Here is a 26,976-nt window from a genome sequence, read left to right as displayed (position 1 = left end):
GAGATGCGGGTATTTCAGGTGTTCGGAACGCTACGCGGTCGCGAAGCGCGGTCGGGTCGTGACGGTCGCGTCGCAGTCCGGACAGCGGTACACGTCGTGGGGGCGGTCGTCGCGTCGCTGTTCGACGACCCAGTCGCCGTCGGTCGGGTTCTCGTGGCCGCAGTCGGGACAGGCGAGGAGGGCCTTCCGCGAACGTTGCCCGCCGCTGATGGCGGTGGCCGGTTCGGTTTGATTCATCGGTAGTTCGTACGCGCTGAGCGGGTAAAAACCCCGTGACGGCGTAGGATCGATCCTGATGATCCGCCGGCGACCGGACGGCTCCATCGGCCAACAGGCTAACGTTGCGTGACGTGTTCTGAACCGGTAATGCCTGACTCGGGGGACGGGTGCGGGGCCGTATCCTTCGCGACCGAGGGCGACGACGTGCTCGTCCGCGACGGGGACGGGGAGCGGGCGCTCCGCCTGACCGCCGCCGGCCGGTCGAAACTGCGGCCCGCGGTGACCGACATGTTCGTCTTCCCTGTCGACGACGCGGTGGCGTTTACCGCCTCGGAGCTCCGGATCGGCCCGCACAGGAGCGTCCGCCTTCGCGACGGGGAGGGGACCGACCGCGGCCAGTTCGACACGACGCCCCGGACGGTGCCCGAGGGCACGCACTTCCTGGCGGTCGATGGCCCGGTCAAACTGTACGTCCGCGTCGCCGGCGCGTCGTTCTCGGCGTCGTACGCCCACGGGGAGACGCGGGACGCGCCGCTCGACGTCGCCTTCGACGGCCCGACCGAGGTCGCGGTCGGCGCGCGGGCGGAGCAGGCCCGTCCGGCGGCGACGATCACCGTCCCGGAGTCGCCGAAGGCGCTGCTCTCGGCGCTTTCCTACATGGGATCCTCGATGAAGGAGTTCTCGGCCGAGCGGTCGTGGCCGTCGCTGCGGGGCCACCCGCCCGCGCTCGCGGTCGGCGACGCCCTCGACGTCCCCGCCTGCCTGTCGGAGCCCGAGACGGGGGTGACGATCACCGTCCCGCCGACGTACGCGAACGCGTACCGGGTCGCGCCGCTGGCGTTCTACCTCGGCGCTTCGGTCGAGTCCGGCGACCGCGCCGAGTTGCGGCTCGACAACGGCTACGTCGAACCGCTCCGGACCGATGACCGCTCGCTCTCGGCGACCGTCGAGGCGCTGCTCGGCCGGTGTCTCCTGCTCGACTCGCTGGTGCGCGTCGGCGGCTACTACTCGCTCCCGCGACACGAGTACGACGAACTCGCGGGGCATCTCCCCTTCTACCCGCCGAACCTCTACGACGAGCCGATCGCCGACCAGCTCGTCGAATACCTGGAGGTGTCGGACGCGCTGATCGAGGCCCACCGCCCGCGGTGGCCGACGACCGCGGTGGTGCGCCCCCGGGCGGCGGACGCGGAACTGCTCCCGTCGCTGCTCGACTCGCTCGCGCCGGTCCGGGTCTCCGCGTCCGCTCCCGACGGGTCGGGCGACCCGTCTCCGAGGACGGCGTACGTCCACGGCGACCCGCCCGCCGGCTCCTGCCGGCTCGTGCCGGCGTCGTTCGAGCACGCGCGCGAGACGCCCCCGCCGACCCCCGACGAGGCGTCGGTGGCCGTCCTGACGGCCGACGCCGCCCGCGCGGCGCGGCTCCGCGCGCTCCTCGACGCCGAGCCGCTTGGGGCGCCGGCGGTCACCGTCCGCGCCCGGACCGACGGGCGCGCGCCGGCCGCGCTCGCGGCGGGCCACGACGTGCTCTACTGCGACCTCGGGGACGCGCCCGGCGACGTTCCGCGGGCGGCCGACGCGGCGGTCGACGCCCGGACCGTCCTCTTCGCCGGCGACGGGGCGCTGCCGGCGGCGGTCGACGCGGTCGAGGCCGGCGGCGTCGGCGGCGTCGCGGTCGAGCGCCCGTCCTCGCCCCGCTGCCTTCGGGCGCTGCTCGACGCGCTGGTCGCGGGCGTCCCGCTGTCCGAGAGCGTCGAACTCGCGGGCCTCGGCGACGACGCCCCGTTTCGGCTCGTCGGCCGGCCGTCGGTCGCGGCCGTCGGGCTCGACGGCGCGAACGTCCCGGCCCGTGTCGACGTCGACCCGGTCGGCCCGGACGAGCACGAGGTCACCGTCCGCCAACCCGTGACGGCGGACCAGCGGATCGGCACCTGCGCGCGGACCGACGGCTCGTGGTCGGCCGGGACCTACCAGCTCAACGGCGCGGCCGCGACGCAGCCGTTCCGGGTCTCGGCCGCCGAGGTTGCCGAACTGCTCCGGACCCCGGAGCTCGTCGTCCGGTTCAACGGCCGGACGTACGTGGGCGAACGCGACGCGTCGGCGGCGTTCGTCCGCGACGAGACCCGGCGGTATCTGCGGGCCCGGGGCTGATCCCGGTCACTCGGTCAGCCGGATCTCGTCGTCGCCGTTCGGGACCGCACAGAGGAACGCGCCCGGCTCGTCGCCCTCGTTGCGGTACCAGTGGACGACGCCCGCCGGGATCAGCAGGCTGTCGCCCGCACCGACGACCCGTTCCTCGTCGCCGACGCCGACGACGTACTCGCCGGCCAGCACGTGCTGCTCGTGTTCGACGGCGTTGGTGTGTTTCGGCACCTCCGCGCCCGGGTCGAGGGTGAACCGCCTGAGGGCGAAGTTCGGCGCGCCGTCGTCCGGGCCGACGAGCACGCCCTTCGAGAGGCCGTCGGCCGCGTCGACCGGCTCGTACGTCACGTCGTCCGCGCGGCGGATCAGCGGGTCGGGGGACATACCCGGAGGTACGCGCCGAGCGCCGTAGTCCTGTCGGCGACGCGCCGGGGCCGCTCGCCGGCCGGGTTCTGGATGGACCGCGTCCGTCCCGCGGGGACCGTTTTAATAGCCAGCCCGCGAATACCTTCCCGTATGCGAAGCTTTCGCATCGGGTCCCTGTTCGGGATACCGATCAAACTGGATCTGACTTTCCTGATCGTGTTGCCGCTGTTCGCCTACCTCATCGGCTCGCAGGTCGGGTCGACCGTCGAGGTGTTGAACACCGTCTGGAGCGCGGGCATCACGACGGCGCCGCTCACCGAGGGCACGACGCCGTGGGTGCTCGGGACGGCGGCCGCACTCGGACTGTTCGTCGGCGTCGTCCTCCACGAACTGGGCCACTCGCTCGTCGCGATGCGGTACGGCTTCCCGATCGACTCGATCACGCTGTGGATCTTCGGCGGGATCGCCTCCTTTAGCGAGATGCCCGAGGACTGGAAGCAGGAGCTACAGATCGCCATCGCCGGCCCGGTCGTCAGCGTGGCGGTGGGCGCGGTCTGTTACGTCGCCCTCGTCTCGCTGCCCGCGTCGCTGGACACCGTCAAGTTCGTCGTCGGCTACCTCGCGCTGCTGAACTTCGTCCTCGCGGCGTTCAACATGCTCCCCGGCTTCCCGATGGACGGCGGGCGCGTCCTGCGGGCCCTGCTCGCCCGTACCCGGCCGTACGCCCGGGCGACCCAGATCGCCGCGGAGGTCGGGAAGGGCTTTGCCCTCCTGCTGGGCCTCTGGGGCCTGCTCAACTTCCAGATCCTGCTCGTCGGCATCGCCTTCTTCATCTACATCGGCGCGTCCAGCGAGTCCCAGCAGGTGACGATGAAGGCGGCGTTCCAGAACGTCACGGTCCGGGACCTGATGACGCCCCGCGACGACCTCCACGTCGTCTCGCCCGACACCTCGATCGCGGAACTGATGCAGCGGATGTTCACCGAACGCCACACCGGCTACCCCGTGGTCAGGGGCGACGAACTCGTCGGCCTCGTCACGCTCGACGACGCCCGCGAGGTCCGGGAGGTCGAGCGGGACGCCTACACCGTCTCCGAGGTGATGACCCGCGACCTGCGCACCGTCTCGCCGGACACCGACGCGATGACGGCCATCGAGACGATCCAGCGCAACGGGATCGGCCGCCTGCCGGTCCTCGACGAGCGGGGCGAACTGGTCGGCCTCGTCTCCCGGACCGACGTGATGACCGCGTTCAACATCATCCAGTCGACGGGGTCGCTGGAGCCCGCCCGCGAGACGGGGACGGCCGACCGCGCGGATATATAGCGCTCCCGAGGGCTCATAGCAACCGCTTTTCCCCGGGAGGCGAGAGGCTGTGCCATGACCGACGACACGGTTCGCCTCGGGTTCGTCTGCGTCCAGAACGCCGGCCGCAGCCAGATGTCGACCGCCTTCGCCGAGCGGGAGCGGGACCGCCGCGGCCTCGGCGACCGCGTGGAGATAGTCACCGGCGGCACCCGCCCCGCCGACGCGGTCCACGACGAGGTGGTCGAGACGATGCGCGAGGTCGACGTCGACCTCTCGGACCGGACGCCCCGCGAGGTGTCGACCGAGGAACTGGACGCCTGCGACGTGGTGGCGACGATGGGCTGCTCGACGCTCTCGCTCGACGCCGACGTGGACGTCCGCGACTGGGCGCTGACCGACCCCGACGGGAAAAGTCCCGAGGAGGTCCGCGAGATCCGCGACGAGGTCCAGCGGCGGGTGCGGGCGCTGTTCGACGAGCAGTTCGGCGACGCGGCGTAGTTTCAAGTCCGCTACGGTCGTGTTCCCGGCCGTGCGCGACTACCACGTCCACTCCAACTACTCGGACGGCCGGTTCATCCCGGCGATGGTCGGGGCCGCGAGCGAGGCGGGCCTCGACGCGGTCGGGATCGCCGACCACTGCAACGTCTCGGCCCGCGAGGGGCCGCGGGCGGCCCGCGCGAAACTGGGGTTCAACCTCGACCGCACGTACGAGCGCCGCCGCCGCGGCATCGAGCAGGTCCGCGAGGCGGCCGACGTCGCCGTGTACGACGCCGTCGAGATGGACTACGCCCCGGCCGACGAGGGGCGGATCGCCGACTTCCTCGCCGAGGCGGACTTCGACTACGCCGTCGGGAGCGTCCACGAGGTCCGGGGGCTGAACGTCCAGCGCCCGTCGAACTTCGCGGGGATGGCCGACGCCGAACTGGACGCCGTCGTCGACGAGTACTTCGACGCGCTCGTCGCCCTGGCGGAGTCGGAGTTGTTCGACGTGGCTGCCCACCCGGACCTGATCGAGCGCGTGCCGCCGCTGCGGGGCCGGGCGACAGCGGCCCACTACCGGCGGGCGGCCGCCGCGTTCGCGGACTCCCGGACCGTCCCCGAGATAAACGCCGGGCGCGCCCTGCGGGAGGAGGCGCTCGTCCACCCCTCGCCGGCGTTCCTCGACGCGCTGTGCGACCGCGGCGTCGGCCTCACCGTCGGGACGGACTCCCACGCGCCCGGGGAGATCGGGGAGCGGGCGGCGTTCCTCGACGGCTTCCTCGCGGACCGCGGGATCGAACCGGTCGCGCCGCCCGCGCTCCAGTGACGGGCGGGTCGCCGGCGACGTCCGCCGACGCCTGCGTCGCCCCGCGGCTCCGATAACACTCGTGTCACCTGGTGTCGCGCCCGTCCGAGAAGCCGTATAAGCGCCGGCACCCTACGATCGGTATCGTGACTGCGACACCCGACAGCGGGGACCGAACCGCCGGTCTCCACCACGTGACGGCGATAGCGGGCGACCCCGGGGGGAACGTCGCGTTCTACGCGGACGTCCTCGGGCTGCGCCTCGTGAAGCGGACGGTGAACTTCGACGACGTCGAGACGTACCACCTGTACTACGGCGACGAGACCGGCACCCCCGGGACGGCGATGACCTTCTTCCCGTTCGAGCGCGGGACGCCCGGCAGCGTCGGCCGCGGGCAGGCGAGCGCGACGGCGTTCGCCGTCCCGTCGGGGTCGATCGACTACTGGCTCGACCGCTTCGAGGCCGAGGGCGTCGACGCCGACGAGCCGGTCGAGCGCTTCGGCGAGACGGTCGTCCCGTTCCGCGACCCGGACGGCCAGCCGCTCGAACTCGTCGCCGCCGAGAGCGACGTCGAGCCGTGGCCGACGGCCCGGTGCCGGCCGAGCACGCCGTCCGCGGGTTCCACGGCGTGACGCTGGACTCGCTCGACCCCGAGGCCACCGCAGGGGCGCTGTCGGCGCTCGGCTACGAGGCCGTCGCCGAGGACGGCGACCGAACGCGCTACCGCGCCGCCGGCGACCGCGCGGCCGTCGTCGACGTGCTCGACCGCCCGGACGCCCGGCGGGGCCAGCAGGGCGCCGGCACCGTCCACCACGTCGCCTTCCGCGCCCCGGACGAGGAGACGCAACTGGCGTGGCGCGAGCGTCTGGTCGAGGCCGGCTACCGCGTCACCGAGCAGAAAGACAGGCAGTACTTCAAGTCGGTCTACTTCCGGGAGCCGGGCGGAATCCTCTTTGAGATCGCGACCGACGGCCCCGGTTTCACCCGCGACGAGTCGGTCGACGAACTCGGTTCGGACCTCAAGCTCCCGCCGTGGCTGGCGGACTCGCGCGAGTCGATCGAGGCGGCGCTGCCGCCGCTGGGGAGGGCGGAGCGATGACCGGTCCGCACCAGGACCAGCCGCTCGTCTCGGCCGGCGCGGAACTCGACGAGGCGGACGCGGCGGTCGTGATGGTCCACGGCCGCGGCGCGACCGCCCGGAGCATCGTCGCGATGGCCGCCGAGTTCGACGCCGACGGCGTCGCCTACCTCGCGCCCCAGGCCGCGCGCAACACCTGGTACCCCAACTCCTTCCTCGCGCCGGTCGAGCGGAACGAACCCGGGCGCACCTCCGGCCTGCAGGCGGTCGAGGACGCGGTCGGGCGAGCGACCGACGCGGGGATCCCGGTCGAGCGCGTCGGCGTGATGGGGTTCTCACAGGGGGCCTGCCTCGCCAGCGAGTTCGTCGCGCGCAACCCGCGGCGCTACGGCTTCCTCGCCGCGCTCTCGGGCGGACTCATCGGCGAGACCGTCGACCCCGACGCGTACGAGGGCTCCGTCGAGGGGACGCCCGTCTTCCTCGGCTGCAGCGACGTCGACCCGCACATCCCGCTGGAGCGCGTCGAGGCGACGACGGCCGCCTTCGAGCGCCTCGACGGCGACGTGACCGAGCGCATCTACGAGGGGATGGGCCACGGCGTCAACGAGGACGAGATAGAGTTCGTCGGCGGGCTGGTCGCGGACATCGCCGACTGAGTTCGGCCTGCCCCGCCGCCCGGTGAAGCTATTTCCGCCGCGCCGTCCAAGGACTACGCATGACGTACTCCCACGTCAACTACGACGACGTCGACCCGGTCGCCGGCGGACTGCACTTCCTGCGCGACCCGCTGGGCTGTGAGAACCTCGGCGTGTCGGTCCTGAACTGCGAGCCGGGCTGGGAGGGGAAAGCCCACGACCATGCCGACGAGGGCCATGAGGAGGTGTACGTGCTCGTCGACGGCGCGGCGACGGTGACCGTCGACGGCGAGGACGTGGCGATGGAACCGGGCGACGCGGTCCGCATCCCGCCGGGGGCGGAGCGACAGGTCAGCAACGGCGACGCGGAGAGCACGTTCGTGCTGGCGGGTGCACCGTAGCGCGTCACACCGCCTCCCTACCGACACGCGACCTTCACAGTAGCTGGCGAGGCTATTTCTCCGGTCGGAGTAGCGTGATACTCCTGGTTAGTGCAGAGGGAGGACTTACCACCTGCTAAAGTCTCGGGATAGTACATGAGCGAGGAAAGCGAGACAGAGCCGAGCAAGAGAGACACGGGGGTAGGGATGGCGATTGGACTTGCAATCGGCGTCGCTATCGGTTCTGCTACGGATAATCTCGGACTGTGGCTCGCTATCGGAGTGGCACTTGGTGCTGCAATCGGAGCTGGACTGAGTAACCGGGAATAGAGGTATATGACTTTGAGCGATGAGTAGGCCCACTCAGTAACCGATCTTCGGGACCGGAGCCGACGACCAACGGGAAAGTATAGCGACCGCTAGAACTCCGTCACGACCTCGACGCCGACGGCGTCGAACTCGCTCATCGCGGCGAGGCGGTCCGAGACGTCGCCCAGCGCGACGGTGTCGGTGACCAGGGCCTCGGGGTCGACCCGGCCGTTCGCGATCAGGCGGAACAGTTCCTCGTAGCGGGCCGGCGGCATCCCGCGGGACCCCTCGACCGTCAGGTCGCGCTGGACCACGTCGTCGACGGGGAGCGGGATCTCGCCGCGGTCGTCGTCGCCGGTGAGGCCGACCTGCACGTGCGTCCCGCCGCGGGCCAGCGAGTCGACCGCCGTCCGGCAGGTGTCGGCGGTGCCGAGCGCGTCGACGGAGACGTCCGCGCCGCCGACCAGGTCCCGGACGCGGGTGGGCACGTCGTCGACGGCGTCGGCGTTTATCGTCTCGGCCGCGCCGACGTCGGCCGCCAGTTCCAGCGGCGCGTCGCGCACGTCGACGGCGACGGGCGTGCCGCCCAGCGCCGCCGCGACCTGCACGGCCGAGAGGCCGACGCCGCCGCAACCGACGACGACGACGCGGTCGCCGCCGCCCACGTCCGCGACCGCGTCGAGCGCCTCGAACGCCGTGACGAACCGGCAGCCGAGGCTGGCCGCGGCCGTCGCGGACACCTCGTCGGGGAGCGGGACGGCGTTGACGTCGGCCTCCGGGACGTGAAACGCCTCGGCGAACGCCCCCGGCGCGTCCGGGCCGAAGCCGAGCGCGGTGGCCCCCTCGCAGTAGTTCGTCCGGCCGCGCCGGCAGGCCGGGCAGGTGCCGTCGGCGAGGTTGAACGGGACGACGACGCGGTCGCCGGGTTCGACCGACTCGACGTCCTCGCCGACCGCGCGGACGACGCCCGCCGGTTCGTGGCCGAGCACCTGCCCCGTCGGGACGCGGTCGTCGACCCAGTCGCCGTGGCCCTGCCAGGCGTGCCAGTCGCTCCGGCAGATGCCACAGGCCTCCGTCTCGACGACCGCGCCGTCCGGGTCCGGGGTCGGCTCGGGCAGGTCGCGCTCCGCGAGCGGTTCGCCGTACGATTCGAGGACGAGCGCGCGCATGGCGGAGGGTGGTCCGCCCGCGGGATTAGTCGTTTGGGTGGCGGCGAATGGGACGGCCTGCCCCTGGCCGGCCCGCAACCGGCGTCACGGCGGTGTGAGGGTTAAGTCGCGCCGGGTCGAACCCCCGCTATGACCGCGGCCACCGGCGACGACCGCGAAACGGTGCTCGGGGACCTCGAACTGACGCGGGGCCTCGCGATCCAGATGAGCGCGCTGGGGACGCTCGGGTTCGTCGCCGCGGCGGCCGGGTTCAGCGCCCTCTTTCAGGCCGTCGCCGGCCATCCGGCGTCGTTTCAGTTCGCGCCGGCGGGCGTCGCCTGGTGGACCGACGCGCTGAACCTGCTGGTGCTGGCTGTTCTGGCGACGGCGTTTGTCGTCCCCCACGAACTGTTGCACGGGCTCGCGATCCGGTACTACGGCGGCCGGGCACGGTACGGCGTCGGGGTCGCCCACTTCATCCTCCCCTACGCCTACGCGACGACGGACCACGAGTTCAGCCGGAACCAGTTCATCGTCGTCCTGCTGACGCCGCTCGTCGTGCTGACCGCCGTCGGGGTGCCCGCGATGCTGGCCCTCGACTGGGGGTGGCTTATCGTCCCGCTGGCGGCCAACGCGGCCGGCGCGGTGGCGGATCTGTGGATGACGCTGACGCTGCTTGGCTACCCCGCCCACGTCCGCCTCGAGGACCACGCGACCGGCGTCAGGATCCTCGGCCGCCCGGCCGACCGCCCGGGGTCGCTGTCCGTCACGGCGCTCGTCTGGGACGCGCTCTCAGGGGCCGCCGTCGCGGCGGTCGGCGCGCTGTTCCTGCTCGCGGTCGCCGGCCCGTTCGTGCTGACGTCGCTCGGCGTCGGTTCGTTCACCGTCGGGACGCCAGGCACCCTCACGCACCTGTTTTCCTTCGTGAACAGGCCGTACGAGATATCCCTCACCATCGGCCCGGGGGTGCTCGCGCTCGGCGCGGCGGCCGGCGTGGCCTACGCGTTTGCCCGGAGCTATCGGCGGCGGGGCCGCGCGTCCGACGCCGCGGCGGCCGACGCGCCCGCCGACAGGTAACCCGCCGCGGGGGAGGGGCCGACCGCGCGTTGAGGCTGCCACTTTCTCAAGACCTTTCCCGCCGAGCGGCCGAGTCCGGATCGTGTTCCGCCCCCCTCGCCCGCCGAACCCGTTCCGGCTGGCGCTGCTGTGGATCGGCCTCGCGCTCGCACGCGTCGGCCTGCTCGACGCCCGCCGAGCGGAGCGGACGACCGACCTCGCGTGGCCGCGGATCGTCACCGGCGTCGCGCGGATGTCGAAGTCCGCGGCCGACGTGGCGATGGTCGGGATCGCCTTGGGGCCGGCGGCCATCGCCGGCGTCGGCTTCGCCACGCCGTTCTGGGGGCTCGCGTTCGGTCTCGGTGCGGGCGTCGCCGGCGCGACGATCGGCCTCGTCTCCCAGCGCTACGGGGCCGACGCCGACGACCGCCTGTCGTTGGCGGTGACGACCAGCGCGCTCGTCGTCCTCGCCATCGCGGTGCCCGTCGCCGCGCTGTACCTGGCCGTCCCCCACGAACTCGTCGCGCTGCTGGGCGCGGACCCCGCCGCCGCTGCCTACGGCGCGGACTACCTCGCTGTCGTCGCGCTCGGGGTGCCGGTCGCGGGGCTGAACCTGATCGGCAGCCGGACGCTCGTCGGGGCCGACGACGCGTGGACGCCCATGGTGCTCCGGACCGGCGGGGCCGCGATAAACGTCGCCGTCAACGCGGTGCTCGTCTTCGGCCTCGACATGGGCGTCGTCGGGGCCGCGGTCGGCACGGTCGCCGCGAACGTCCTCGTGTTGACCGCGTTCGCGGTCGGCTTCGCGGGCGGCCGCCTCCCGCTCGTCGGCGCGTTCCCGGTGACCGTCTCGCTCGCCGGCCCGTTCGTCACGGCGGCCGAGGTCCGCGACGTGATTTCGATCGGCATGCCGCTCGTGTTCACGAACGTCGCCCGGCGCGCCGCGCAGTTCCCGATGCTCGCCATCGTCGCGCTGTTCGGGTCGGACGTGGTCGCCGCCTTCGTCGTCGCCCGGCGGGTCCGGGACCTGCTCGACACGCCGGGCTGGGGGTTCTCGCTGGCCTCCAGCAGCCTCGTGGGGCAGGCGCTCGGCACCGGCGACGAGGCCGACGCCGAGACGTACGGCCGCGAGGTGCTCCGGTTCGGCGTCGCCGTCTACGTCGTCGGCGCGGCGGGCGTGTTGCTGTTCGCCGAGCAGGTCGGCCGGCTGTTCGTCGACGACCCGGCGATACTCCCGCTCGTGGCGACGTTCGTCGCCGTGGCCTGCGTCAGCGTCGTGTTCCGCGGCGTCAGCGGCGGCGCGACCGGCCCGCTCCGGGCCAGCGGCGACACGCGCTGGCCGTTCTACGGGCAGGCACTCGGCCTCTACGCGTTCTCGCTGCCGGTCGCCTACCTCGGCGCGGCGTCGGTGCCGGTCCCGACGGTCGGCACGCTGCCGGCGCTCGGCATCGGCGCGCTGTACGTCGCACTGGTGCTGGAGACGCTCGTCCCCGCCGTCGTCACGTACTACCGCTTCGCTGGCGGCCGCTGGAAGGCGGTCAGCCGGTCGTACCGCCCCGAGGGTTCGGCCGGGGATTAGCGCCGCGCCCCGCCGCCCGCGCGGCGTTCCGCGTTCGTCGGACTTTTGCCGCGCCCGCCGATACGTTCCGCCACCCACATGCGAGCCGCCGCCCCAGCCGTCCCCCGATCGCATGCCGCCCGTGCCGACCCGCGCGCCGCCCCGACGGTGATCTACGGATGACCCGCGGCGACGGCCCCGTCTCGCGCCTGGTCGGCGGGGTCCGCCGGCGCGTCGGGCGGGTGTTCAAGACCCGCGACGAGTTCGACCTCACCTCCGGCAGCATCGGCCGGCCGCTGTTCTACCTCTCCCTGCCGATCGTCGTCACGAACCTGCTCCAGACCGCCTACAACCTCGTCGACACGATCTGGCTCGGCCGGTACAGCACGGACGCGCTGGCGGCGATCAGCGTCGCCTTCCCGGTCGTCTTCTTCCTCATCTCGCTCGGCCTCGGCATCTCCATCGCCGGGAGCATCCTCGTCGCCCAGAACGTCGGCGCGGGCGACGAGGGCCGCGCGGAGTTCGCGGCCTCCCAGACGGTGACGTTCGCCGTCATCGCGTCGGTCGTGCTCGGTGCGGTCGGCTACTTCGCGGTCGGTGACATCCTCCGACTGCTCGGCACCGACGCCGACGTGTTGCCGGGCGCGACCGCCTACCTCGAGATCATCTCGCTCGGGATGGTGTTCATGTTCGCCTTCTTCGTGTTCATGTCGCTGATGCGGGGGTACGGCGACACCGTGACGCCGATGCTGGTGATGTTCGTGACGGTCGTGTTCAACATGGTGCTCGACCCGTTCCTCATCTTCGGCTGGGGGCCGTTCCCCCGCCTCGGCGTCGAGGGCGCGGCGTACGCCACCGTCACCTCGCGGGCGCTGGCAACCGGCATCGGGATGGCGATCATGCTCCGCGGCACGCGCGGCGTGCAGATACACCCCGCCCAGATGAAGCCGGACCTGGCCTACCTCCGCAAACTGCTTCGCGTCGGCGTCCCGGCCTCGGTCGAGGGGACCGGCAACGCCGTCGCGGTGAACCTGATGCTCGTCATCGTCAACACGTTCCCGACGGTCGTCGTCGCCGCCTACGGCGTCGGCGTGCGGATGTTCTCGGTGATCTTCCTGCCGGCCATCGCCGTCGGCAGGGGCGTCGAGACGATGGCCGGGCAGAACATCGGCGCGGACGAGGAGGACCGCGCGGAGACCGCCTCCCACTTCGCCGCCCGCGCGATGTTTTTCGTCCTCGCCGGGGCCGGCGTGCTGGTCTGGCTCGGGGCCGGCAACATCGTCGCCGTGTTCTCCGACGACCCGGAGGTGGTCGAGGTCGGCCGGCTGTTCCTGCGCTACGTCGCGCCGACCTTCGGCTTCACCGGCATCTTCCACGCCTACAAGGGCGCGTTCCGCGGGGCCGGGAAGACCCTCACGGCCGCGGCCGTCTCCATCGCCATGCTCGGCGGGATCCGCCTGCCGGTCGCGTGGTTCGCCTCCGGCCCGTACGGTCCCGAGGGCATCTGGCTCGCCTTCGCGGTGTCGAACGTCTGCGGCGCGGCCCTTGGCTACGCGTGGTACCGCCGGGGCACCTGGCGCGACGCCGACCTCACCGACGACCCCGTCGCCGCCGACACGGCCGACGCTGGGGACGCAGAACCGGAGGTCGAGGCGGAGGCGTAGCCGGGCATCACCGGTCCCGGTCCGCGTCGAGCAGCCGCGCTATCTCGTCCTCGTCCAGCAGGTCGACCAGCGACGCCTCCTCGGCCCGGTAGGCGTCCCACTCCTCGTCGTCGAGCCGTTCGCGGAGCCCTGACTCGCCCAGCCGCGATTCGAGCGCGTCGTCGACGTCCTCGGGGTCGTAGCCGGAGACTGGCATGGGTGCTACTCGTTCCCACAGTCACTTATCGCTCGGCGCGCGTTCGCTGACACGTCTGCAATCCGGCCGCACACCGAACTAGCCGCTCGCCGTGCGTTCGTCGGAAGAAGGTCCAGGTGCGAGAATTGAACCCGCGTCTCAGCCTCCACAAGGCTGAAGGATAGTCCACTACCCCAACCCGGACACATCTACGAGTAGCGGACGAGGAATTAAAATACGTTACGACTCCGGGCCGACGCGTGGTACGCGGCCACGGGCCTCGGTCGCCGCTAGCCCCGGACCTATGAACGAGGCGTCCGATCGTCCGGTATGCGCGCCGCAGCCTTCGCGGAACTGACCGGCCCGGATGGCGTGTCGATCGTCGAACAGCCGACGCCGGAGCCGGGGCCGGGCGAGGCGGTCGTCGACGTCGAAGCGTGCTCGATCAACCGCCACGACCTCTGGATACTGGAGGGGGACTCGGCGATGGTCGACGCCGACGACCTGCCGTTCGTGAGCGGGCTGGACGTGGCCGGGACGGTGCGCGACGTGGGCGACGGCGTCACGGGCGTCGCGCCCGGCGACCGCGTTTTGCTCTGTCCCAACCAGACCTGCGGGCACTGCCGGTTCTGCCGCGAGGGGCCGGAGAACCGCTGTGCGTCGTTCTCGCTGTACCACGGCGGGCTCGCGGAGTCGGCGCTCGTGACCGCCGACCGCCTGATCGCGCTCCCCGACGACGTCGACGCGACGGCGGCCGCGGCCCTGCCGACGGCGTACGTGACCGCCTACCACATGCTCAAGCTGGCCGACGTCGAGCCGGACGACCTGGTGTTCGTTCCCGGCGCGACGGGCGGCGTCGGCGTCGCGAGCGTCCAGCTCGCCGACGTGCTGGGCGTCCGCACGGTCGGCACCTCCTCGTCGGCGGCGAAGCTCGACCGGGTCGCGGCGCTGGGTGCCGACCACACGGTGCGGGGGACCGACCCCGACGACCTGCGCGAGGCGGTCGGCGACGTCGGCGAGCCCGACGCCGTCGTCAACCACCTCGGGGGCCCCTACACCGACCTCGGCCTCGACCTCCTCCGGCGCGGCGGGCGGATGGTCGTCTGCGGGCGCACCGCGGGCGGGCGATCCGAGATAGACATCCCGGACCTCTTCCTCGGCCACAAGCGGGTGATCGGCAGCACGATGGGCACCCAGGCCGACCTGCAGCGCCTCGTCGACCTGGTCGCGGCCGGGGACCTCTCGCCGGCGGTCGACGAGACGTACCCGCTGGCCGAGACCGGCGCGGCGTTCGCCGCGATGCGGGACCGCGAGACGGTCGGCAAGATCGTCGTCACGGACTGAGGCGGGGCGGCGGTCGACACCCGCCGCTGTGGCCCCGCTGGCGACCGCGGTACCTGTTGGCGAATCTTGATTACGGCCCCGGTCGTCGGTATCTAGTGCCATGCACTTCGACCGCGAGGAGTCGCTCTCGCGACTCAGGGAGACGGCGGAATCGGGCGAGCCGATCATCGGTGCGGGCGCGGGCACGGGGATGTCGGCGAAGTTCGCCGAGCGCGGCGGGGTCGACCTGCTCATCATCTACAACTCCGGGCGCTACCGGATGAACGGCCGCGGGTCGCTGGCCGGGCTGTTGCCGTACGGCGACGCCAACGAGATCGTCGTCGACATGGGCCGGCAGGTGCTGCCCGTCGTCGAGGACACGCCCGTACTCGCGGGCGTCAACGGGACCGACCCCTTCCGGGAGATGGACGTGTTCATCGAGGACCTCAAGCGCCGCGGGTTCTCGGGCGTCCAGAACTTCCCGACGGTCGGGCTGATCGACGAGGACAGCGGGTTCCGGCAGAACCTGGAGGAGACGGGGATGGGGTACGACAAGGAGGTCGAGATGATCAGCGAGGCCGCCGACCGGGGGATGCTCACCTGCCCGTACGTGTTCACCGAGGAGCAGGCCCGGACGATGGCCGAGGCCGGGGCCGACGTGGTCGTCTCGCACATGGGGCTGACGACCTCCGGCGACATCGGGGCCGAGACGGCGCTCGACCTGGAAACCGCCGCCGAGCGCGTGCAGGCCCACCACGACGCCGCGAAGGCGGTCAACGAGGACGTCATGGTGATCTGCCACGGCGGGCCGATCGCCTGGCCGGACGACGCCGAGTACGTCCTGCAGAACACCGAAGGCGTGGTCGGCTTCTTCGGCGCGTCCAGCATCGAGCGCCTCCCGACGGAGGAGGCCATCGAGAACCAGACGCGGGAGTTCAAGGAGATCGATCTCGGATGAGCGACGCCGAGACCGGGCGCCTCGTCGCGCCCGACGACGTCGAGAGCCAGGCGTTCGACTGGGGCGTCCTGAAGTGGCTGAGCACGCCCGAGGTGACCGGCGGCGAGCGGTTCAGCGCCGGCGTCGTGCGGCTCGAACCGGGCAAGGGTCACGAGCGTCACACCCACCCGGACAGCGACGAGATCCTCTACGTCATCAGCGGGACGGGCGAGCAGGAACTCGGCGACGAGCGGCGGGAGATCACGGCCGGCGAACTGGTGTTCGTCCCCGAGGGCGTCGAGCACGGCACCGAGAACACCGGCTGGGAACCCCTCGTGCTGCTGGCGGTGTACGCGCCGCCCGGCCCCGAGGCGGAGCTCCGGGACCTCCCGGGCTGTGAAGTCGTCCCGCCGGGCGAACTGCCCGCGGCGAACCGCGGCGAGGCGACGGGTGGTGAGCCGTGAGCGTCGTCATCGTCGGCACGTTAGATACGAAGGGCGAGGAGATCGGCTTCGCCCGCGACGTGATCACGGCCCAGGGCGTCGACGTGCACGTGGTCGACACGGGCGTCATGGGCGACCCCGTCTTCGAACCGGACACGAGCGCCGCCGAGGTGGCCGAGGCCGGCGGCGGGAGCCTCGCGGACCTGCGTGACAGCGGCGAACGCGGGGAGGCGATGGACGTCATGGGCCGGGGCGCGGCCGAAGTCGCCACGCGACTGTACGAGGCGGGCGACCTCGACGGGATCCTCGGGCTCGGCGGCTCGGGGAACACGTCCATCGCGACGGCCGCGATGCGGGACCTGCCGGTCGGGGTCCCGAAGGTGATGGTGTCGACGATGGCGTCGGGCGACGTGGAGCCGTACGTCGGCGCGACGGACGTGACGATGATGTACTCCGTCGCCGACATCGAGGGCCTGAACCAGCTCTCCCGGCGGATCATCGCCAACGCAGCCCTGGCGGTCGTCGGGATGGTCACGCACGAGGCCGACGTCGAGGTCGAGGAGAAGCCGACCGTCGGGCTCACGATGTTCGGCGTCACGACCCCCTGCGTCCAGACCGCCCGCGAGTACCTCGAATCGGAGGGCTACGAGACGATCGTCTTCCACGCCACCGGCACCGGCGGGCGGGCGATGGAGGACCTCGTCCGCCAGGGGATCATCGACGGCGTCCTCGACGTGACGACCACGGAGTGGGCCGACGAACACGTCGGCGGCGTGCTCAACGCCGGGCCGGAGCGGCTGGACGCGCCCGGCGAGGTCGGGATCCCGCACGTCGTCTCCGTCGGCGCGCTCGACATGGTGAACTTCGGGCCGCGCGACTCGGTCCCCGAGGCGTTCGCGGACCGGACGTTCCACGAGCACAACCCGCAGGTGACGCTGATGCGGACGACGCCCGAGGAGACGGCGGCGATCGGCGAGATCATCGCGGGGAAGCTCAACGACGCCGACGGTCCGGTCGCGGTGTATCTCCCGCTCGCGGGCGTCTCGATGCTGGACGTCGAGGGCGAGGACTTCCACGACCCGGAGGCCGACGAGGCGCTGTTCGACGCGCTCCGGGAGCACCTGACCGACGACGTGGACCTCGTCGAGATGGAGACCGACGTCAACGACGACGAGTTCGCGCTGGCGATGGCCCGCCGGCTCGACGAACTCATGCGGGAGTCTGGGCGGGCCTGAGCGGCAGCGCCCGCCGGCCATCGCGGCTCAGTCGTCGCCGGGGACGCCCTCCGGACCGCTCGCGCTCCCCCAGTCGAGGAAGCCGTCGACGGTCGCGCGCTCGGCGATCCGCGGGCGGTACACCCATGCGTTGAGCAGGACGATCGGCACCATGATCGCGGCGACGACGGCGTACCCGACGTGGAGGTTCGGGAGGTCGAGCACCGCCCCGGAGTAGATGAGCGGGAAGGCGATCCCGCCGACGGTGCCCACGCCGCCGACGATGCCCGCGACCGACCCGGAGCTGTTCGGGAACATCGCGGGCACCTGCGCGAAGATGGCTCCCTCGGCGAACGCACAGGACATGCCGACGAGGAAGCCGGCGACGACCGTCACCAGCACCACGCCCGACAGGCCCGCGGCGGTCATGACCAGCAGCGCGACGACGATGAAACACAGCGAAAGGAAGGTCCACTGCTCGCGGTAGCGCCCCGTGAACACGGGCAGGATGTTCATCTCCTTCCGGGCAAGCACGTCGCTGACGTAGCCGCCGATGGGGCGCAGGAGCCCGGCGGCGATCGAGAACGTCCCCGCGAACGTGCTCGCGAGCACCAGGTCCCCCGTCGAGAACGCCCGCTGGTAGTACGTCGTCAGCCAGCTCGCCATCGACAGTTCGAGGCCGAAGCTCATCACGTACGCCAGCGCGGCCACGACCGTCCCGTAGCGGGTGGCGGTGTGAACCCACTGCTTCAGCGTCGCGCTGTCGGCGGTCGCCTGCCGGCGCTCCTCGCTTTTCGCGGCCTCGCCCAGCGCGTAGTAGACGACCGCCAGCAGGACCGCGACGACCCCCGTGTAGAAGAACGCCGCCCGCCAGTTCGACTGGAAGATCGGCCCGCTCCACTCCGGGCCGAAGGCGCGGGGCAGGACCAGCGCGCCGCCCGCGGCCCCGGCGTTGCCGACCCCCGCGTAGATCCCCTCCGCGGTGCCGAGCTGTTCCTCCGGGAACCACTCCGCGACGTGCTGGATGCCGACGACGAACGTGATCCCGGCCGTGGCGACGATCAGCCGCTCGACGAAGAAGACGGCGTAGGACTGCGCGAACGCGCTCGCCATCGAGAAGACGCCGACGTACGCGAGCACGATGGCGAACACCGTCGGCGCGCCGTACTTGTCCGAGAGCCACCCCGTCAGCATCCGGCCAAACGGCGCGAGCCAGATGGCGGCGCTCGCGAGGATCCCGATCTCCGCGGTCGACAGCCCGAACTCCGCGGCCATCGGCCCGGTGAAGGGGGCAAACGAGAACCAGATGAGAAACGAGAAGTTGAACCCGACGGTGGCGAGCACGAGCGTCCGCCACTTCGTCATCGGTATCAGCCCCACGCTCACCACCCCGCGGGCCGCCGTGCCGGCGGCCGCCGCGGCGGGTCGGTACCGTTCGTCGAGACACACGAATTGTGCACGATCGGGCTCATTTTGGCTATATCGGTAGATAATCGGGGAATACAAAACAGTAACCGTTGACAAACGTCCCGAAATACCGCTCTCTCCGCGGGTGCGGTCGATCCTCCATCGGATATGGCCACCTTAAGGACGTATTCCCGGCCGCGCGTCGCCGGCCGCCGGTATCCGGGAGGCTTTTGCTCGCGTCGCCCCTACGACGGTCCAACTGTGGCCATCACGGACAAGATCTACGTCAAGAACCACCGGCAGCTGAGCTCCCAGCTCGACACGAACATCCCGAAGGGGGCGTTCAAGGGGGCGACGCTGGACGTGCTGTTTACCGGCGACGGGCTGGAGAAGTTGAACGAGGCGACCCGCGACAAGGTGCTCGACTTCGCGGAGGACTTCCTCGACTGTAGCTGCGACAACAACCCCTACTGCGGCCACCCCGAGGAGAAGTTCGTCCGCTACCTGCTCGAACTGCGCGCCCAGGGGCTGGGCCCCTCCGCCATCGTCGACGTGATGGGTGACGACTACATGCTGTACGCCTACGAGGGCGACGTGCTCTCCTTCCTCGACAACGGCGTGCGGACGCTGGAGGCGGCCGAGGAACTCGCCGAGGTGGAGGGCAACGACGAGATGCGGCGGCGGATCCGCGAGGAGAAGAAGACGCTGTCCGGCTAGGTGAACCGGTAGGACTGCTCGTCCTCGTCGTCCCCGCCGTCTAACTCCTCCAACTGGATCACGTCCTCCTCGTCGCTCTGTTCCTCTAACCGCTGGCGGAGCTCCGTGACGTAGCGTTTGTGTTCCTCCAGTTGCTCGCGGAGGTGTTCGGCCTCCAGTTCGAGCCGTTCGTGCTCGCGGACGAAGCTCTTCGGCACCTCGACTTTCGGCGGGAACGTCGAATCGTCCTCCTCGCCCTCGTTTAGCTCGTGCTCCGGGACGACCCGTACCTGGCCGTCGTGGGCAACGAGCGTGTCCACGTAGTCGCGGAACACCGCCGACAGCGAGAGGTCGCGCTCCTCTGCGATCTCCCGCAGCGTCTCGAAGGCGTCCTCGTTGACGCGAAAGGAGATCGTCTTGTTCTTGTTGCCCATCTCTCCCCGAGGATCAAATCTCAATCCACTTAATCGTTTGTCAGACGTTCGCATCAGCGGCGGGGCGGCCGGCCGCGCCCCTACAGGTAGCCGGCGAACGCCTCGACCACCTTCCGCTCGGCGCGCCGGAGGTGGTCCTCGGCCGTCCGTCGCTCGACGCCGACCGACTCGGCGACCGCCGCCGTCGTGGTCTCCCGCGGGAGATCGTAGTAGCCCCCCTCGACGGCGGTCAGTAGCACCTCGCGCTGGCGTGCGGTCAGTTGGGGCACCACGCCGCCGGGGTCGAGCAGCGGCCCCTCCCCGGTGACGGCGTCGACCCCGCGTTTCGACTCGACGGCGACCTCGTGGCCGTCGTCGACGAGGTCGCGGTACACGCGGCCCAGCGCGTCGCCCGAGAGCGCCAGCACCCGGGAGACGCGTTCGCCGTCGGCGTACCGCAGCGGCGGGAGGAGCAGGCAGCCGTGCCGCCCGACGTAGCGCTCGACGTTGTCCGACCGCCGGGCGGCGAGACACTCCTCGGTCACGGCGACGTGTTCGCCGCCGTCCCGCACCCGGTCGGCGACTCCCACCGTCGCCGCGACGTCCGCGAGCGCGGCGTCGGCGTCGTCGCCGACCGCCCGGACGAGGTCGCAGTGGTCGTTGCACCACAGGTCGACGCGGACCTCGCGGCCGGCGGTCGGGATCGGCTGTTCGGTGTCGCCGACGCGGAAGGTGGCCTCGTACACGTGCGGGGGTCGCCGCCGCGATCATATAAAACCCACTCCGCATGGAGTCCCGTAGCTTTCTCCGTGGGACCGCGTACCAGCGTGCATGGGAGACCAACGACAGCGCGGGGCAAACGGCGTCGGCGCGCCGAGCGAGCAGTGGCGGGAGTACCAGGGCGCACCGACGGGCACGGACGTCGAGTGCGAGGGCTGGCGACAGGAGGCGGCCCTGCGCGTTCTGAACAACAACTTGGACCCCGAGGTCGCGGAGAAGCCGGAGGAGCTGGTCGTCTACGGCGGCACGGGCCGGGCTGCCCGGAGCTGGGACGCCTACGACGCGATACTGGCCGAACTCCGCGACCTGGGCGACGAGGAGACGCTGCTGGTCCAGAGCGGCAAGCCGGTCGGGCGGTTCCGGACCCACGAGATGGCCCCGCGGGTGCTGATCGCCAACTCGAACCTCGTCGGGAAGTGGGACGACTGGGAGCACTTCCACGAACTGGAGGCGAAGGGGCTGATCATGTACGGCCAGATGACCGCGGGGTCGTGGGCGTACATCGGAACCCAGGGGATCATCCAGGGCACCTACGAGACGCTCGCGGAACTCGCCCGCGACGAGTACGACGGCGACCTCGGCGGCCGGATCGTCGCCACGGGCGGCCTCGGCGGCATGGGCGGCGCACAGCCCCTCGCGGTGACGATGAACGGGGGCGTCTGCATCGCCGCCGAAGTCGACGAGGCCCGCATCGACCGCCGGATCGAGACGGGCTACTGCATGGAGAAGGCGACGGACCTGGACGACGCCATCGCCCGCGCCCGCGACGCGGCCGAGGCCGGCGAGCCCTACAGCGTCGGCGTCCACGTCAACGCCGCGGACATGCTGGAGGCGATGCTGGAGCGGGACTTCGTCCCGGACGTGGTCACCGACCAGACGAGCGCCCACGACGAACTCGAGGGGTACTACCCGAGCGGCTACACGGTCGCGGAGGCCGACGACCTGCGCGAGCGCGACCCCGAGCGCTACCGCGCGGAGAGCCTCGACACGATGGCGCGCCACGTCGACGCGATCCTCGACCTGCAGGAGCGGGGCGCGACGGCGTTCGAGTACGGCAACAACATCCGCGGGCAGGTGCAGGAGCACCGCGGCGCGGCGGACGCGTTCGACTTCCCCGGGTTCGTCCCGGCGTACATCCGCCCGCAGTTCTGCCGGGGCCGCGGCCCGTTCCGCTGGATGGCGCTGTCGGGCGACCCCGCCGACATTCACCGCACCGACGAGGCGGTCAAGGAACTGTTCCCCGAGAAGGAGTCGCTGCACCGCTGGATCGACCTGGCACAGGAGCGAGTCGAGTTCCAGGGGCTCCCGGCGCGGGTGTGCTGGCTGGGCTATCAGACCGGCGACGCGACCGGCCCCGACGGCGAACCCCTCACCGAGCGCGCCCGCTTCGCTCTGCGGATCAACGACCTGGTCCGGGAGGGGGAGATCGGCGCGCCGGTCGTCGTCACCCGTGACCACCTCGACGCGGGCAGCGTCGCCAGCCCGAACCGCGAGACGGAGGCCATGCGGGACGGCTCGGACGCGGTCGCGGACTGGCCGATCCTGAACGCCCTGCTGAACTGCGCGGCGGGGGCCGACATCGTCGCGGTCCACGACGGCGGCGGCGTCGGCATCGGCAACGCGCTCCACGCGAACAACCACGTCGTGCTGGACGGCACGGATCTGGCCGAGCGCAAGGCCCGCCGGGTGTTCACCACGGACCCCGGGACGGGCGTGATCCGCCACGCCGACGCGGGGTACGACGAGGCCGTCGAGGAGGCCCAGGAATCGAACGTCGCGGTGCCGATGCGGGACCGATGAGCCTCGACGCACCCCCTGACTGGCGGGGTCCCTCGACCGACCCGGCCGACGAGCAGTTCGGCGACGTCGTCGAGCCGACGACGCTCGCCGCGGCGGACGAGTACGACGCCGTTCTCCTGGGCGAGCCGTACGACGGCGCGGTGATCGGCCGCCGCGGTGCGGCCGAGGGCCCGGCGGGGCTCCGGGACGCGCTGGCGGGCGTGAAGACCCATCACTTCGACGCCGGGCCGGTCGGCTCGGTCGGCGACCTCGGGGACGTGGCGGTTCCGGACGGGCCGGACGCCGGCGACGTGGCCGCCGTCCAAGAGGCCGTCGCCGAGACGACGCGGACCGTCCACGAGGCCGACGCGCTCCCCGTCTTCCTCGGCGGCGACAACTCCCTGACCGTCCCGAACGCCGCGCCGCTGCTGGACCGGGGGAGCGTCGGCGTCCTCAACTTCGACGCCCACCTCGACTGCCGCGAGGTCCGTGACGGGCCGACCAGCGGGACGCCGTACCGCCAGCTGTTCGACCGCGGCCTCGACGCCTACGCCGCCGTCGGCGCGCGCCACTTCGAGACGTCGACGGCCTACGCCGAGTTCGTCCGCGAGCGGGGCGGCGAGGTCGTCACCGCGGAGGAGGTCGGCGACGGCGTCGTCGACGCGGTCGACCGCGCGCTGGAGGCGGTCCGGGGCGTGGACGCGCTGTACGTCAGCGTGGACCTCGACGTGCTCGACGCCGCCGCCGCGCCGGGCGTGAGCGCGCCGACGCCGGGCGGCCTGACGACGCGGGAACTGTTCCGCGCGCTCCGCCTCGTCGCGGCGGACGACCGCGTCGCCGGGTTCGAGGTGGTCGAGTGCGCGCCGCCGCTGGACGTCGGGACGCTGACCGCGGACGCCGGCGCGCGCGCCGTCGCGCACTTCCTCGCGGCCGCGGGGGTGGGCCGATGACCGACCTCGTGGTCCACGACGCGGCGGCGGTCGTGGTCGGCCCGGACGGCGACGGCGGCCTCGACGCCCGCGAGAACGCGGCGGTCGCCGTCGACGACGGCGAGGTGGTCGCAGTCGGCGACACGGATGCCGTGACCCGCGAGCACCCGCCGGAGAACGCCGACCGCGCCGTCGACGCCGCGGGGCGGGCGGTCGTCCCCGGCTTCGTCGACCCGCACACGCACGCCGTCTTCGCCGGCGACCGGGCCGACGAGTTCGCCGCGAAGCTCCGCGGGAAGTCGTATCAGGCGATCCTCGCCGAGGGCGGCGGCATCCTGCGGTCTGTCCGCGCGACCCGCGAGGCGAGCGACGAAACGCTGCTCGCGAACCTCCGCGCGCACCTCGACGCGATGCTCGCACACGGCACGACGACGGTCGAGGTGAAGTCGGGCTACGGGCTCGACACGGAGACCGAACTGCGGCTGCTGGACACGATCGGCAGGGCCGCCGAGGGGCACCCGGTCGACGTGGTGCCGACGTTCATGGGCGCACACGCCGTGCCCGAGGGCCGCGACGCGGACGACTACGTCGACGAGGTGGTCGACGAACAGATCCCCGCCGCGGCGGAGCAGGGCGTCGCCGAGTTCTGCGACGTCTTCTGCGAGGCCGACGCCTTCTCGGTCGCGCAGTCCCGCCGCGTGCTCGACGCGGGCCGCGACGCGGGGCTGACGCCGAAGGTCCACGCCGAGGAGTTCACCCGCCTCGGCGGCGCACAACTGGCCGCCGAGGCGGGCGCGGCCAGCGCCGACCACCTGCTCCACGCGACCGTCGAGGACGCCCGGGCCCTCGCCGACGCCGGCGTCGTCCCGACCTTGCTCCCCGCGACGGCGTTCGGCCTCGGCGCGGAGTACGCCGACCCCGGACCGTTCCGCGAGGCCGGGTCGCCGGTCGCGCTCGCCACGGACTTCAACCCGAACTGCTTCTCGCGGAGCCAGGCGTTTACCGCGACGCTGGCCTGCGTCGAGATGGCCATGACGCCCGCCGACGCCCTGCGCGGGATCACCCGCGACGCCGCGCTCGCCGTCGACCGGACGGACGGGACCGGCACGCTCCGCGAGGGCGCGCCCGGCGACCTCGTCGTCCTCGACGCGCCGTCGCACCTGCACGTCCCCTACCGCTTCGACGGGTCGGTCGCCGACCTCGTCGTCAAGTCGGGGGTGGTCGCGCATGAGTGAGGTCGTCCTCGACGGCGAATCGCTGACGCCCGAGGACGTGGCGGCGGTCGCCCGGGACGGCGCGACCGTCCGGGTCGCCGACGACGCCCGGGAGGCGGTCCGCGAGTCCCGCGAGCGCGTGGCGGACGTGCTCGACAGCGGCGAGACGGTGTACGGCATCAACACCGGCTTCGGCGAACTCGTCGACGAGCGCATCCCGCCCGAGGACGTCGAGCAACTCCAGACGAACCTCGTCCGCAGCCACGCCGCCGGCGCGGGCCGCGACCTGGAGCGCGCGGAGGTCCGGGCGATGCTTCTCACCCGGGTCAACGCCCTCGTCAAGGGATACTCGGGGATCAGGGAGGTCGTGATCGACCACCTCGTGACGATGCTGAACGAGGGGGTCCACCCCGTCGTGAAGTCCCGCGGCAGCCTCGGCGCGAGCGGCGACCTCGCGCCGCTCGCCCACATGGCGCTGACCCTGATCGGCGAGGGCGAGGCCCGCGTCGAGGGCGACGACGGCGCGGTCGAACGGCTCGCCGGCGACGCCGCGCTCGCCCGCGCGGGGCTGGAGCCGCTGACGCTGCGGGCCAAGGAGGGGCTGGCGCTCATCAACGGCACGCAGTTGACGGTCGGCCTCGCCGCGCTGGCCGTCGTCGACGCCGAGCGGGCCGTCCGGGCGGCAGACGCAGCGGGCGCGCTGACGACCGAGGTGACGCTGGGCACGACCGCGGCCTGCGACGAAGCGATCCAGGCCGTCCGCCCGCACCGCGGCCAGCGGGTGAGCGCCCGGAACGTGAAACGGCTCACGGAGGGGTCGGGCATCGTCGAGTCCCACCGCAACTGCGACCGCGTGCAGGACGCCTACTCGATCCGCTGTCTCCCGCAGGTCCACGGGGCGGTTCGGGACGCCGTTTCCCACCTCCGAAGCGCGGTCGAGACCGAACTGAACAGCGCGACGGACAACCCGCTCGTCTTCCCGCCCGAGGCCGTCGACGACCGCGCGAGCGGCACGGACCGCGCCGCCGTGCTCTCGGGCGGGAACTTCCACGGCGAACCGCTGGCGCTCCGGCTGGACTACCTCACGAGCGCCGTCACCGAACTGGCGGCGATCTGCGAGCGCCGCGTCGACCGGCTGCTCAACCCGAACCTGCAGGAGCCACACCTCCCGGCGTTCCTCGCGCCCGAGAGCGGCCTCCAGTCCGGCTACATGATCGCCCAGTACACCGCCGCCGCGCTCGTCAACGAGTGCCGCTCGATCGGCCGTCCCTCGACCGGCAACACGCCGGTCAGCGGCGGCCAGGAGGACCACGTCAGCATGAGCGGCCAGTCCGCGCTCGACGCGCGCCGGGCGGTGGAGAACGCGACGACCGTCGTCGCCGTCGAACTGCTGTGTGCGGCCCAGGCCGCGGAGTTCGTCACGCCCGAGGCCGTGCGGGCGGCGACGCCCGGCAGCGACGGCCCGGACCCGGACGCCGACCTCGACCACGGCGTCGGCACTGCGCGCGTCTACGAGGCGGTCCGGGAGGTCGTCCCGCCGCTCGACCAGGACCGCCCGCTCCACGAGGACATGGACCTCGCGCGGGCCGTGGTCGGGGCCGGCGCGCTCGACGCGGCGCTCGGCGATCTGGTCGAGTGAGGGCCTCGCGGCGATGAAAGGCGACGCCGCGGCTTCGGGACCGACCGCGGCGACGGACGGGGCGGAAACCGCCCCCACGATTACAGGTCGCGGTCGGTCGTCGACGCGTGGGCCGGGATATCGGCCTGGCAGCTCGGACAGCGACGGTTCACGGTGTTGTTCACCAGCCGACCGCAGTCGGGGCATTCCGCGACGTTCGAGTCAACCATCCAATACCACTCGGCACGACGTATTGTTTGATAAATTATTCGGTTCCGAGTAGTGTTTGGCGGCAGTTACTCCGCCTCGACCTGCGAGTCGTCGGCCTCGCCGGCCTCGTCTAAGCTCTCCAGGGCGGTGACGACGTCCCGGCGGTAGTTCTCGACCGGGAGGTCGTACTGCTCCTCGGCCATGCCGGCGTACTCGTTGGTCTCGGCGTCGAACGCGTCGACCCGGTCCATCGTGCGCTCGGCCGTCTCGACGACCCAGCGGTCACGCGTCGCGGCGTCGACGACGGTGATGGACTCGGGGCGGACGGAGACGTTGACCGTCCCGTCGTCGGTCTCGTAGGTCCGGGGCTTGCCGACGACGGCGACGTACTCCGGCGGTTCGAGGTCCCGCAGCATGCCCGCGGCGTCGGGCTGGTACTGGCCGGCGTACATGAAGAACGTCCCGGTGGGGTCGACCACGCGGCCGCGCCAGTACTCGCTGTCCTCGCCGACGTCCTCCTTCTCGGTGAGGGTGCCGACCACGAACACGCGGTTGGCGCGCTCGCCCGTCGGCAGGAGCGCGTAGTTGGGGGCGCGCTCGTCGTCGGACTCCTTGAACGTGAAGCCGGCGTCGTTGAACTCGCTGGCGAAGACGCGGCGCGCGACCTCGCGGGTGGGTGCGTCGCTCATC

At 72.0% G+C, this 26,976-nt stretch carries 27 protein-coding genes, 1 tRNA gene and 1 pseudogene; 20 read left to right on the top strand and 9 right to left on the bottom strand.

Translation table 11 applies throughout. From position 1 onward, the window contains the following. Positions 1-30: 30 nt before the first annotated feature. Complete coding sequence (locus EYW40_RS10730; protein ID WP_135821596.1) at positions 31-237, bottom strand: DUF8106 domain-containing protein; 207 nt, start codon at positions 235-237, stop codon at positions 31-33. 129 nt (positions 238-366) lie between these two features. Between EYW40_RS10730 and EYW40_RS10725 the strand changes: the two genes are divergently transcribed. Continuing rightward, positions 367-2,370 (top strand): hypothetical protein, encoded by a 2,004-nt coding sequence (locus tag EYW40_RS10725; protein WP_135821595.1) that lies wholly within the window; start codon positions 367-369, stop codon positions 2,368-2,370. A 6-nt stretch (positions 2,371-2,376) separates the two neighbouring features. On the opposite strand, the gene EYW40_RS10720 is transcribed toward EYW40_RS10725, so the two are convergent. After that, positions 2,377-2,745, bottom strand: a complete 369-nt coding sequence (locus tag EYW40_RS10720) for a cupin domain-containing protein (protein WP_135821594.1) — start codon at positions 2,743-2,745, stop codon at positions 2,377-2,379. A 132-nt stretch (positions 2,746-2,877) separates the two neighbouring features. Between EYW40_RS10720 and EYW40_RS10715 the strand changes: the two genes are divergently transcribed. The 7 genes and pseudogenes from EYW40_RS10715 to EYW40_RS19990 all read left to right on the top strand — a co-directional run bounded on the left by EYW40_RS10715 (position 2,878) and on the right by EYW40_RS19990 (position 7,743). Continuing rightward, on the top strand, positions 2,878-4,053 hold the full coding sequence (locus EYW40_RS10715) for a CBS domain-containing protein (RefSeq protein WP_135821593.1): 1,176 nt from the start codon (positions 2,878-2,880) through the stop codon (positions 4,051-4,053). Positions 4,054-4,107: 54 nt separating this feature from the next. Continuing rightward, entirely contained in the window at positions 4,108-4,533 is a 426-nt protein-coding gene (locus EYW40_RS10710) for a low molecular weight phosphatase family protein (protein ID WP_135821592.1), read from the top strand. A 31-nt stretch (positions 4,534-4,564) separates the two neighbouring features. Next, a complete protein-coding gene (locus tag EYW40_RS10705) occupies positions 4,565-5,341 on the top strand; it encodes a PHP domain-containing protein (RefSeq protein ID WP_135821591.1) in 777 nt (258 codons plus the stop codon). A 122-nt stretch (positions 5,342-5,463) separates the two neighbouring features. After that, positions 5,464-6,419 (top strand): annotated as a pseudogene (locus EYW40_RS20455) (ring-cleaving dioxygenase). Next, positions 6,416-7,054 (top strand): alpha/beta hydrolase, encoded by a 639-nt coding sequence (locus tag EYW40_RS10695; protein ID WP_135821590.1) that lies wholly within the window; start codon positions 6,416-6,418, stop codon positions 7,052-7,054. Before EYW40_RS20455 ends, EYW40_RS10695 begins: the two are co-directional and overlap by 4 nt. A 59-nt stretch (positions 7,055-7,113) precedes the next feature. Beyond that, the gene (locus EYW40_RS10690; protein WP_135821589.1) at positions 7,114-7,434 is read left to right on the top strand and encodes a cupin domain-containing protein; all 321 of its coding nucleotides are present in this window, start codon (positions 7,114-7,116) and stop codon (positions 7,432-7,434) included. A 135-nt stretch (positions 7,435-7,569) separates the two neighbouring features. Then, complete coding sequence (locus EYW40_RS19990) at positions 7,570-7,743, top strand: glycine zipper domain-containing protein (RefSeq protein WP_202614498.1); 174 nt, start codon at positions 7,570-7,572, stop codon at positions 7,741-7,743. A gap of 89 nt (positions 7,744-7,832) precedes the next feature. Here the strand turns inward: EYW40_RS19990 and EYW40_RS10685 are convergent, their stop codons facing one another. Beyond that, positions 7,833-8,891, bottom strand: a complete 1,059-nt coding sequence (locus EYW40_RS10685; protein WP_135821588.1) for an alcohol dehydrogenase catalytic domain-containing protein — start codon at positions 8,889-8,891, stop codon at positions 7,833-7,835. A gap of 129 nt (positions 8,892-9,020) precedes the next feature. Between EYW40_RS10685 and EYW40_RS10680 the strand changes: the two genes are divergently transcribed. From EYW40_RS10680 to EYW40_RS10670, 3 genes are all read left to right on the top strand, one after another. Further along, positions 9,021-9,947 (top strand): DUF3267 domain-containing protein, encoded by a 927-nt coding sequence (locus EYW40_RS10680; protein WP_135821587.1) that lies wholly within the window; start codon positions 9,021-9,023, stop codon positions 9,945-9,947. Between the two features lie 79 nt (positions 9,948-10,026). Then, the gene (locus EYW40_RS10675; RefSeq protein ID WP_375137157.1) at positions 10,027-11,505 is read left to right on the top strand and encodes an MATE family efflux transporter; all 1,479 of its coding nucleotides are present in this window, start codon (positions 10,027-10,029) and stop codon (positions 11,503-11,505) included. Between the two features lie 158 nt (positions 11,506-11,663). Beyond that, positions 11,664-13,148 (top strand): MATE family efflux transporter, encoded by a 1,485-nt coding sequence (locus EYW40_RS10670; RefSeq protein ID WP_135821586.1) that lies wholly within the window; start codon positions 11,664-11,666, stop codon positions 13,146-13,148. A gap of 7 nt (positions 13,149-13,155) precedes the next feature. On the opposite strand, the gene EYW40_RS10665 is transcribed toward EYW40_RS10670, so the two are convergent. Both EYW40_RS10665 and EYW40_RS10660 read right to left on the bottom strand, forming a co-directional pair. Beyond that, positions 13,156-13,344, bottom strand: coding sequence for a DUF8027 family protein (locus EYW40_RS10665; protein WP_135821585.1), 189 nt, complete (start codon positions 13,342-13,344; stop codon positions 13,156-13,158). A 110-nt stretch (positions 13,345-13,454) separates the two neighbouring features. Further along, a tRNA-His gene (locus tag EYW40_RS10660) sits at positions 13,455-13,527 on the bottom strand. A gap of 126 nt (positions 13,528-13,653) precedes the next feature. Here EYW40_RS10660 and EYW40_RS10655 point away from each other — a divergent pair. The 4 genes from EYW40_RS10655 (at position 13,654) to EYW40_RS10640 (ending at position 17,261) form a co-directional block, all read left to right on the top strand. Next, positions 13,654-14,667 (top strand): alcohol dehydrogenase catalytic domain-containing protein, encoded by a 1,014-nt coding sequence (locus EYW40_RS10655; protein ID WP_135821584.1) that lies wholly within the window; start codon positions 13,654-13,656, stop codon positions 14,665-14,667. Positions 14,668-14,767: 100 nt separating this feature from the next. Beyond that, positions 14,768-15,604 (top strand): phosphoenolpyruvate hydrolase family protein, encoded by an 837-nt coding sequence (locus EYW40_RS10650; RefSeq protein WP_135821583.1) that lies wholly within the window; start codon positions 14,768-14,770, stop codon positions 15,602-15,604. After that, entirely contained in the window at positions 15,601-16,047 is a 447-nt protein-coding gene (locus EYW40_RS10645) for a cupin domain-containing protein (RefSeq protein ID WP_135821582.1), read from the top strand. Before EYW40_RS10650 ends, EYW40_RS10645 begins: the two co-directional genes overlap by 4 nt. Next, positions 16,044-17,261 carry a Tm-1-like ATP-binding domain-containing protein gene (locus EYW40_RS10640; protein WP_135821581.1) on the top strand — a complete coding sequence of 406 codons (1,218 nt, stop codon included), beginning with the start codon at positions 16,044-16,046 and terminating at the stop codon, positions 17,259-17,261. Before EYW40_RS10645 ends, EYW40_RS10640 begins: the two co-directional genes overlap by 4 nt. Before the next feature lie 27 nt (positions 17,262-17,288). Here the strand turns inward: EYW40_RS10640 and EYW40_RS10635 are convergent, their stop codons facing one another. Beyond that, entirely contained in the window at positions 17,289-18,605 is a 1,317-nt protein-coding gene (locus EYW40_RS10635; protein WP_135822057.1) for an MFS transporter, read from the bottom strand. Between the two features lie 303 nt (positions 18,606-18,908). Between EYW40_RS10635 and EYW40_RS10630 the strand changes: the two genes are divergently transcribed. Next, complete coding sequence (locus EYW40_RS10630) at positions 18,909-19,364, top strand: DUF5814 domain-containing protein (protein WP_135821580.1); 456 nt, start codon at positions 18,909-18,911, stop codon at positions 19,362-19,364. Here the strand turns inward: EYW40_RS10630 and EYW40_RS10625 are convergent. Both EYW40_RS10625 and EYW40_RS10620 read right to left on the bottom strand, forming a co-directional pair. After that, positions 19,361-19,777 (bottom strand): DUF8146 domain-containing protein, encoded by a 417-nt coding sequence (locus tag EYW40_RS10625; RefSeq protein WP_135821579.1) that lies wholly within the window; start codon positions 19,775-19,777, stop codon positions 19,361-19,363. The two genes, EYW40_RS10630 and EYW40_RS10625, sit on opposite strands and share 4 nt — an antisense overlap. Positions 19,778-19,857: 80 nt before the next feature. Then, complete coding sequence (locus tag EYW40_RS10620) at positions 19,858-20,502, bottom strand: helix-turn-helix domain-containing protein (RefSeq protein ID WP_135821578.1); 645 nt, start codon at positions 20,500-20,502, stop codon at positions 19,858-19,860. Between the two features lie 85 nt (positions 20,503-20,587). Here EYW40_RS10620 and hutU point away from each other — a divergent pair, with 85 nt between their 5' ends. The 4 genes from hutU to hutH are packed head-to-tail and all read left to right on the top strand — an operon-like array spanning position 20,588 to position 26,097. Further along, positions 20,588-22,336 (top strand): urocanate hydratase, encoded by a 1,749-nt coding sequence (gene hutU, locus EYW40_RS10615; protein ID WP_135821577.1) that lies wholly within the window; start codon positions 20,588-20,590, stop codon positions 22,334-22,336. Then, positions 22,333-23,265 carry a formimidoylglutamase gene (gene hutG / locus EYW40_RS10610; RefSeq protein ID WP_135821576.1) on the top strand — a complete coding sequence of 311 codons (933 nt, stop codon included), beginning with the start codon at positions 22,333-22,335 and terminating at the stop codon, positions 23,263-23,265. The genes hutU and hutG overlap by 4 nt, the downstream gene beginning before the upstream one ends. After that, the gene (gene hutI, locus EYW40_RS10605) at positions 23,262-24,479 is read left to right on the top strand and encodes an imidazolonepropionase (protein WP_135821575.1); all 1,218 of its coding nucleotides are present in this window, start codon (positions 23,262-23,264) and stop codon (positions 24,477-24,479) included. The genes hutG and hutI overlap by 4 nt, the downstream gene beginning before the upstream one ends. Further along, positions 24,472-26,097, top strand: a complete 1,626-nt coding sequence (gene hutH, locus EYW40_RS10600; RefSeq protein WP_135821574.1) for a histidine ammonia-lyase — start codon at positions 24,472-24,474, stop codon at positions 26,095-26,097. Before hutI ends, hutH begins: the two co-directional genes overlap by 8 nt. A 275-nt stretch (positions 26,098-26,372) precedes the next feature. Here the strand turns inward: hutH and EYW40_RS10595 are convergent, their stop codons facing one another. Further along, positions 26,373-26,975 (bottom strand): RPA family protein, encoded by a 603-nt coding sequence (locus tag EYW40_RS10595; protein WP_135821573.1) that lies wholly within the window; start codon positions 26,973-26,975, stop codon positions 26,373-26,375. Position 26,976 lies beyond the last annotated feature (1 nt).

This window comes from Halostella litorea, assembly GCF_004785955.1.
GTDB lineage: Archaea > Halobacteriota > Halobacteria > Halobacteriales > Natronoarchaeaceae > Halostella > Halostella litorea.
Note: the sequence above shows the minus strand (reverse complement) of the source record. Positions and strands in the feature narration are given on the sequence as shown.